The organism is Paraburkholderia sp. EG304 (genome assembly GCF_046543485.1).
GTDB lineage: Bacteria > Pseudomonadota > Gammaproteobacteria > Burkholderiales > Burkholderiaceae > Paraburkholderia > Paraburkholderia youngii.
In genome coordinates, this window is the sequence record NZ_JBKGUA010000128.1 from 1 (window position 1) to 6956 (window position 6956).

Genomic DNA, 6956 nt, shown 5'->3' on the forward strand with positions numbered 1-6956 from the left:
CGGGCGAGGTGGTGCTGAGCGCGGGCGCGTGGCAGTCGCCCGCGTTGCTGAGGCGCGCCGGTATCGGCGAAGCTCGCCAACTCGGGGCGAGGGGTATTCCGTGTGTGGCCGACCTGCCAGGCGTCGGACGCAATCTGCAGGATCCTCCGTCGCTCACCTTCAGTCATTTTCTCGCGCCGCGCTTTCGCCTGCCGCTCGCGCGCCGCCGCCAGGGCCTGCGTCTGTGCCTGCTGCAGCGCCTGCAGACCGGGGCCGATCTGGGCGGCGGTCTCGGCCAGTGACTGCGCCTCCACATCCAGCCCGACGCGGGCGGCGGTGTAGGCCAGCAGCGCGCCCTGATAGGCATCCATCTGCGTCCGCAGCCTGTCCTGCACGTCCATGCCCAGCCGCGCATCGGCCAAGGACAGATCGAAGGGCAGCTTCTGCTCGCTGGCGCGATCGGTATGCGCCGACTCCCCGGTGAGCAGCAGCAGGCTCTCTTCGCGGCGCATCTTCTGCAGCTGTGCGATCAGCACGGGACGCGCGCTTGCCTCCACGCTGGCGTCCAGCGTTGCAGCCGCCGCCTCCAGTTGCGCACGCAGGCCGGCATCGCCGCGCCCCATTTCGTCCACACGGGTGTTGAGGGCGGCGATGCCTTCCGCGAAATCACCCGCTCGCGCAGCCACCTCGCGCAGCGCATCGGCGCTGCCGGCATCATGGGGATCGCGCTGCAGCTGGGCCAGGGTCGCCTGCAGGCGCTGCTGCGCCGCCTGCAACGCCTCGCGGTCGGCGTCATCGAAGGTGGCGGCATAGCGGGTCTGCAGCCGCCGTGCATCGGCGATCTCGGTGGCCAGCGTCGCGGCCAGCGCGGCCTCCTGCTGGTGCGCCGCGAACGCCTCGGCCGCACGCTCGGTATCATGGCGCGTCCAGCCGTACACCATCGCGACCGCGAACAGGCCCAGGCAGCAGACCAGCAGGCTGGCCGTGAGTTTCCGTGCGACGCTGAGACGGCCGAGCGCGGCAAGCCGGCGCAGGGGGGACAAGCGGACTCGATAGCGGTCACCCAGGCGGGTGACGAACAACGACAGGCGGCGGGGGACGGCCGACATCACGTACTCCAGGCGGAAGGACGCATCGGTATCGGCAGGCGCGCGGTGAACTTTAGCGCCGATCTCGATGCGCCCCCTGGTCTCCCCGGAGGCTCCCCGTTGTAAGGGAGCCAGACGACGAGGTGATGACGATCAGGCGACACGCGCGGCACTACGGCTGGCGACCTTGGCGGGGCGCGACGCCTGAACGCGCGACAGTGAACGAAGGGACAACACCTTCACGGCGAGTGCGTTGAACTAGCACTGGGATCGCGGCCCGGGCCGCTGCAGGACCGGGTGTGCCCTGACCGCGCATCCGGTTGATCACGACGCTTGACGCCATACCGCACGGAGAGAGACCGCCATGAATGCCGCCTTCAAGATCTTCCTGCTCGCCGGTGCACTCCTGTACGGCCTGCCGGGGCTGGTGTGGTGGGTGAACCATCGGCGGGCCAAGCGCGCGCGGCTGGCCCAGGGCGTGGTCGGCGTCGAGGCCCGCGCGCCATGAGCGGCGGCGCCGACACGAACACGGCGGCGCACCTGACCGAGGAACAGCGGCAGATCCTGCGCGATATCAACGCTACCCGTCCGGTGACCGATGAAGCGGCCAACTGGGCCGTCAAGGCCGGCTATGCGGCCCAGGCGGAAGATGGCGACATCGACCTGACCCAGGCCGGCCGCCAGCGGGTGGACTCCAGCACCCTGTAACGGGCCGGAGCCCATCGGCGTGCTGCCGTGGCCCGTGCGTCATCCTTCCGAATGACACTTGAAGGGCGCTCCGGCCCATGCGAAAAGTGGTGCCTACTCTGGCCCGATTGAAGCAGGCACCCCGATGAGGCACTCCCCCGCTGCTTTCGCCGTCGTCCTCGTGGCTGCCGGCATGCTCGCGCCCGTGTCAGCGCACGCTGGCGAGCAAGCCGTGGACGCAGCCGCCCTCACGCGCACCGTCACCGCGCTGGATGATCAGCTCTTCGACGCTTACAACCGCTGCGACCTGGATACCTTCGCCGGCTACTTTTCGCCGACCGTCGAGTTCTATCACGACAGCAGCGGGGCCACCTTCGATCGCGACACGGTGGTATCCAACACCCGGAAGTACATTTGCCACAAGGTCCGCCGCGAACGGGTTCCGGGGACGCTCAAGGTGTACCCGATCAAGGATTTCGGCGCGATCGAGGAAGGCGAGCACCGCTTCTGCGAGGTCGCGACCGGCAACTGCGAAGGCAGCGCGAAGTTCGTGATGGTCTGGCAGCACAAGGACGGGCAATGGCAGCTTACCCGGGTACTCAGCTACGGCCATCGCGCGTTGAACGGGGCTGAGAAGGCGGCGCTGGAGACGACGGGAACCAGGTAGGGCCTGAGCGGCCAGCAATGCACAGCACCATTGCGGCAACCGCGAAGCCGCTGGTGAGCCAGAGATTGGCGGTCAGGCCGAGCCGATCCAGCACCTGACCGCCCAGCCACGCACCGGATGCGATCCCGACATTGAAGGCACCGACATACAGTGCGGAGGCGACTTCGACCGCCCCCGGCGCGGCCTTCATCATCCACGTCATCAAGCCCACCGACACCCCGCCGTAGGCCAGCCCCCACGCCAGCAGCGCCAAGGCACCGCCCAGGCGCGATTCGACGATGGACAGGAACAGCAACGGCACCAGTACCAGACCCGCTGCGATCAACGACACCGTCAGTCGGGTACGTCGTGCTGCCCCGATACCCGCAAGGAAATTGCCGGCCATGCCTGCGGCGCCGTAGCCGAACAACAACGGCCCGACCCAGCCCGCGTCGAACCCCGGGACGGACAGCAGCAGCGGCCGAACGAAGGTAAAGGCGATGAAGTGTCCCGCGACCAGCAGGAAGGTCAGCATCAACCCACGCTGCAGCGCGCGGTTGCCCAGTTGATGACCGAACTGGCGCAGGGTCGTCGTGCCGGACGGCGGCAGACCAGGGATGACGGCCAGATGCAGGGCGAGCACGGCGGCACCCAGCAGCGCCATGCTGCCGAACGCCCAACGCCACCCGAACAGCTCCCCGATCAGCGCGCCGAGTGGAACGCCCAGCACGGAAGCAGCCGCCACGCCGCCAAAGATGAGCGATGTGGCCAGGCCCACCGATCGGGTCGCCACCAGCCGCACCGCCAGGCCACCGGCAGTCGCCCAGATGCCCCCCATGCACAGCCCGACCAGCACGCGGGTCGCCAGCATCCAACCCAAGGTGGGTGCGAAGGCCGCGCCCAGGTTCGCGATCACCAGCAGGCCCAGCAGCGCGCACAGCAGCGCGCGCCGATCCAGTCGGCCCGCGCTGATCACCACCAGCGGTGCGAACAGCGCGGCCAGCAGGGCGGGCAGCGAGATCATCAGGCCCGCGGTGCCGGTGCTCGTGTCCAGCGCTTCGGCGATCGGGGTCAGCAGGCCGACCGGCAGCATCTCCGTGGTGACGACCGAGAAGGTCGCCAGACTGACCGCGGTAACCGCCCACCACGGGTGGCGGGGTGTCGATGGCGCGTGCACCTGCATCAGCACACCTCCAGGTTGCGTGGATCGCGCGGACGCAACGCGCCGTGCGCGATGCCGCCGGTCAGCTGGCCCACCGCCTCCATCTTCTGGCTCTGGCGCAGCGCATCTTCCGCGCGGGTGCGCTGCGCCACTTCTTCCAGCACCCGGCTCTCGAGGTGTTCGTTCAATTCCTGCAGCCGGGCATCGGCCAGTTTGCGCGCGGTGATCTCGATCGCCACGCCCACGACCCGGACGCAGCGGTCGCCTTCGAAATGCCCGCGTCCTTTCGCCGCGACCCAGCGCACCACGCCGTCTTCCTTGCCGACGGTGCGGTACTCCACATCGTAGAGCGCGCGCCGCGCCGGGTCGGCGGCTGCTGCAAACGCGGCGAGAGTGGCGGCGCGATCGTCGGGATGCAGCCCGTCATGGAAGTCGCGCATCGACACCGCCACTTCGGGCGAGATGCCGAACATCGCCTTCGTCCGGGCCGGCCAGATCAGCGCGTCGCGCACCAGGTCGACATCCCAGAAGCCCATGTCGCCGGCCTCCGTGGCAAAGCGCAGGCGCTCTTCGCTTTGGGCCAGCGCGGCTTCGGCTGCCTGGCGGACGGTCAGGTCCAGCATCGCGCCGATCATCCGCAGCGGCTCGCCCACGCCGCCGCGCAGCACGGTGCCGCGGTCGAGCACGGAAGCGAAGCTGCCGTCGGCGCGACGGAACCGGTACTCGCTGTTCCAGGCGGTTCCGCCACCGTCGATCACGGCATGGATGTCCCGGTCCACGCGCGCCCGGTCGTCCGGATGGATGTGATCCAGCCACCACTGCGCGCTGGTCTCGCTCAGCGCATGGCCGAACAGCGTGGTCAGTGCTTCGTTCCAGATGACCTGGCCATCGGAGATGCGCCAGTCCCAGATCGCATCATTGGTGGCGCGGGCGGCCAGCCGATAACGCTCCTCGACTTCCAGATGGCGGGCCTCGGCGGCCTTGCGGTCGGTGATGTCCAGTGAGGTGCCGACCAGCCCCACCACCACACCGTCGGCGTCGCGCAGGGGCGATTTGGTCGACAGCCAATGCGCACGCCGGCCATCGGGGAAACTCACTTCTTCTTCGAGCTGCTCGGTCCGCCCGCTGGCCATGACGCGCTCGTCGGTGGCCATCACGATGGCTGCCTGGGCAGGGTCGCCGAGCAGCTCGGCGTCGGTGCGGCCGACGTAGATCTCCGGCGGCAGGCCGACCAGCTCGGTGGTGCCGCGGTTGCCGATCAGCATCCGACCCTGCCGATCCTTGGCGTACACCACGCCGGGCGCGGCTTCGACGAAGGAACGCAGCAGGGTCTGGGCCTGGTCGCGCTCCGCTTCGATCCGGCGACGCTGACGATATCGACGGTGCCGACGATCACGCCCATGGCGACCATCAGCACGGCCAGCCACCGCACGCCGGGCAGACGAATGACGGACGCAGCAGGCGCGGCATTCCGTCGTGCCGTCTCGATGGGGGGCTCGGTCCTGCGCTGCGCGATCAGCGCAGACGCGCCGATCGGCAGCAGCACGGCCGCGGCAAGCACACCCGCCTGCGGCAGCACGGCGACCGCCAGGCCGACCGACAGCGGCGGCCCGGCGATGAAGGTGACTTCATCGAACACGGTTTCCAGCGCGTACGCCGTCTGCAGCTGCGGTTGCCCGCGGTAGATCGCGGTCCAACGTGCCCGCACCATCGCCGACATGCTGGGCATGGCGCCGGCCAGCAAGGCGCCGAAGAACAGCAGTGCGGCCGGCGCCGCCCACCACGATGCGCCAAGCAGGAGCAGCAGGCCGAACACGCTGACGCCGGTAGCCACCGGCAACACCCGGCGCTGCCCGTGCCGGTCCACCAGGCGGGAGACCTGCGGTGACAGCAGCGCGTAGGTCAGCACGAAGGTGGCCGCCACCGCGCCGGCCAGCGCATAGCTGCCGCGCACCTGGGCGAGCAGCGTGATGATGCCGATGCCGGTCATCGGCAAGGGCAGCCGTGCCAGCAGGCCCGCCAGGGCGAAGCCGGTGCTGCCCGGCGCCGCGAACAGCGCGCGATAAGGGTGGGTCATGGGATGGTTCACCCGCTCTCTTCCAATTTACATACGCATCGTATGTTTAAAATCCTATATACATACGCTTCGGATGTAAACCAGCGTCCGCCCCCGCATCCAAGGAGAGGCCGATGGCCCGTCGTACCCGCGCCGAGATGGAGCAGACCCGCGCCACCCTGCTGGCGACCGCCCGCGCGGTCTTCAGCGAGCGCGGCTACGCCGATACGTCGATGGACGATCTCACCGCGCAGGCCGGCCTCACCCGCGGCGCCCTCTACCACCACTTCGGCGACAAGCAGGGGCTGCTCGCGGCGGTCGTCGATGAGCTCGACGCGGAGATGGACGCGCGCCTGAAGGCGATCTCCGACGCCGCCGTGGACCCGTGGGAGGGATTCCGGCTGCGCTGCATCGGGTACCTGGAGATGGCCCGCGAACCCACCATCCAGCGCATCGTGCTGCGCGATGCGCGCGCCGTGCTGGGCGGCGCCTCGCCGGAATCGCAGCGCCACTGCATCGATTCCATGCAGCGCCTGCTGGCGCACCTGATCGATCTGGGTGTGGTCGCCGAGGCCCAGCCCCAGGCCCTTGCCTCCCTCGTGTACGGCAGCCTCGCCGAGGCGGCGTTCTGGATCGCCGACGGCGACGATGGCGATGCGCGGCTGGCACAGAGCGGGGTTGCGCTGGAGCTGCTGCTGCGCGGCCTGCGCTGCAGCGCGCCGGCGTCCCCCGGCCAGCTGCCCGCCTGACGGCTTCACAGCTCGCCTCGCGCCGATACCCTATGGTGTCCGCCCCCGCGCCGCCTGCCGTCCCGAGGCCGGTGCATCCGACCCCCTGCCGACCGCGAGTACAGCTTGAGCTCTTCACCTTCCCCCGGTTCCCACGGCGAGCGTGATGCCGAGCGCGTCAGGATGGCACTGGCCGCCGGCGCGATCATCGGCACCTGGTTCTGGGATGTGGCCCAGGACAGCCTGACGGTCGACGACGCCCTCGCCCTGGCCCATGGCCTCGACCCGGCGCTGGCCCGCACCGAACTGCGCCTGGAGCAGGTCGTGTCCGCCGTCCACCCCGACGACCGCGCCGGCCTGGCCGAGGCGATTGCCGAAGCGGTCCGTCGCGGTGGCCGCTACGCCCACCAGTATCGAACCCGCGGCGCCGACGGCGCCTATCGCTGGATCGAGGCGATCGGCCGGGTGGACCTCGACGCGCACGGGCAGGCCGTCGGCTTCCCCGGGGTGCTGATCGATATCGATGAGCGCCGCCGGATCGAAGCGGAGCGCGACCAGGCCCAGACCCTGCTGCGTTCCTTCGTCGAAGCCGCGCCCGGCGTGGTGTACG

9 protein-coding genes and 1 pseudogene are annotated in these 6956 nt (G+C 69.7%); 7 read left to right on the forward strand and 3 right to left on the reverse strand.

The genetic code is table 11. From position 1 onward, the window contains the following. The 5 genes and pseudogenes from ACLFKU_RS42045 to ACLFKU_RS42065 all read left to right on the forward strand — a co-directional run. A pseudogene (locus ACLFKU_RS42045) lies at positions 1-257 on the forward strand (GMC family oxidoreductase N-terminal domain-containing protein); the annotation flags it as partial. 186 nt (positions 258-443) lie between these two features. Next, entirely contained in the window at positions 444-1193 is a 750-nt protein-coding gene (locus tag ACLFKU_RS42050) for a hypothetical protein (RefSeq protein WP_410853175.1), read from the forward strand. A 238-nt stretch (positions 1194-1431) separates the two neighbouring features. After that, on the forward strand, positions 1432-1575 hold the full coding sequence (locus ACLFKU_RS42055; protein WP_319210636.1) for a hypothetical protein: 144 nt from the start codon (positions 1432-1434) through the stop codon (positions 1573-1575). Then, entirely contained in the window at positions 1572-1775 is a 204-nt protein-coding gene (locus ACLFKU_RS42060; RefSeq protein WP_410853176.1) for a hypothetical protein, read from the forward strand. Before ACLFKU_RS42055 ends, ACLFKU_RS42060 begins: the two co-directional genes overlap by 4 nt. 124 nt (positions 1776-1899) lie before the next feature. Then, positions 1900-2421 carry a nuclear transport factor 2 family protein gene (locus ACLFKU_RS42065; protein ID WP_410853177.1) on the forward strand — a complete coding sequence of 174 codons (522 nt, stop codon included), beginning with the start codon at positions 1900-1902 and terminating at the stop codon, positions 2419-2421. On the opposite strand, the gene ACLFKU_RS42070 is transcribed toward ACLFKU_RS42065, so the two are convergent. Genes ACLFKU_RS42070 through ACLFKU_RS42080 form a run of 3 tightly spaced genes read right to left on the reverse strand, consistent with a single transcriptional unit; the run spans position 2354 to position 5639 of the window. Next, positions 2354-3583 carry an MFS transporter gene (locus tag ACLFKU_RS42070; RefSeq protein ID WP_410853178.1) on the reverse strand — a complete coding sequence of 410 codons (1230 nt, stop codon included), beginning with the start codon at positions 3581-3583 and terminating at the stop codon, positions 2354-2356. The genes ACLFKU_RS42065 and ACLFKU_RS42070 overlap by 68 nt on opposite strands. Further along, the gene (locus ACLFKU_RS42075; protein WP_410853179.1) at positions 3583-4857 is read right to left on the reverse strand and encodes a PAS domain-containing protein; all 1275 of its coding nucleotides are present in this window, start codon (positions 4855-4857) and stop codon (positions 3583-3585) included. Before ACLFKU_RS42075 ends, ACLFKU_RS42070 begins: the two co-directional genes overlap by 1 nt. Next, positions 4821-5639 (reverse strand): MFS transporter, encoded by an 819-nt coding sequence (locus ACLFKU_RS42080; protein ID WP_410853180.1) that lies wholly within the window; start codon positions 5637-5639, stop codon positions 4821-4823. The genes ACLFKU_RS42075 and ACLFKU_RS42080 overlap by 37 nt, the downstream gene beginning before the upstream one ends. Positions 5640-5752: 113 nt before the next feature. Between ACLFKU_RS42080 and ACLFKU_RS42085 the strand changes: the two genes are divergently transcribed. After that, positions 5753-6367: a TetR/AcrR family transcriptional regulator gene (locus ACLFKU_RS42085; RefSeq protein ID WP_410853181.1), complete on the forward strand. Its 615-nt coding sequence runs from the start codon at positions 5753-5755 to the stop codon at positions 6365-6367. A 162-nt stretch (positions 6368-6529) separates the two neighbouring features. After that, positions 6530-6956: PAS domain-containing protein (locus ACLFKU_RS42090; protein WP_410853182.1), on the forward strand; the 427-nt coding region annotated here is incomplete at its 3' end.

What these genes read in the sequence shown, in the direction of transcription:
- ACLFKU_RS42055 (WP_319210636.1), top strand. Translation starts at nt 1,432, where the DNA reads ATGAATGCCGCCTTCAAGATCTTCCTGCTCGCCGGTGCACTCCTGTAC.
- ACLFKU_RS42080 (WP_410853180.1), bottom strand. Translation starts at nt 5,639, where the DNA reads ATGACCCACCCTTATCGCGCGCTGTTCGCGGCGCCGGGCAGCACCGGC.
- ACLFKU_RS42050 (WP_410853175.1), top strand. Translation starts at nt 444, where the DNA reads ATGCGCCGACTCCCCGGTGAGCAGCAGCAGGCTCTCTTCGCGGCGCAT.
- ACLFKU_RS42060 (WP_410853176.1), top strand. Translation starts at nt 1,572, where the DNA reads ATGAGCGGCGGCGCCGACACGAACACGGCGGCGCACCTGACCGAGGAA.
- ACLFKU_RS42085 (WP_410853181.1), top strand. Translation starts at nt 5,753, where the DNA reads ATGGCCCGTCGTACCCGCGCCGAGATGGAGCAGACCCGCGCCACCCTG.
- ACLFKU_RS42065 (WP_410853177.1), top strand. Translation starts at nt 1,900, where the DNA reads ATGAGGCACTCCCCCGCTGCTTTCGCCGTCGTCCTCGTGGCTGCCGGC.
- ACLFKU_RS42070 (WP_410853178.1), bottom strand. Translation starts at nt 3,583, where the DNA reads ATGCAGGTGCACGCGCCATCGACACCCCGCCACCCGTGGTGGGCGGTT.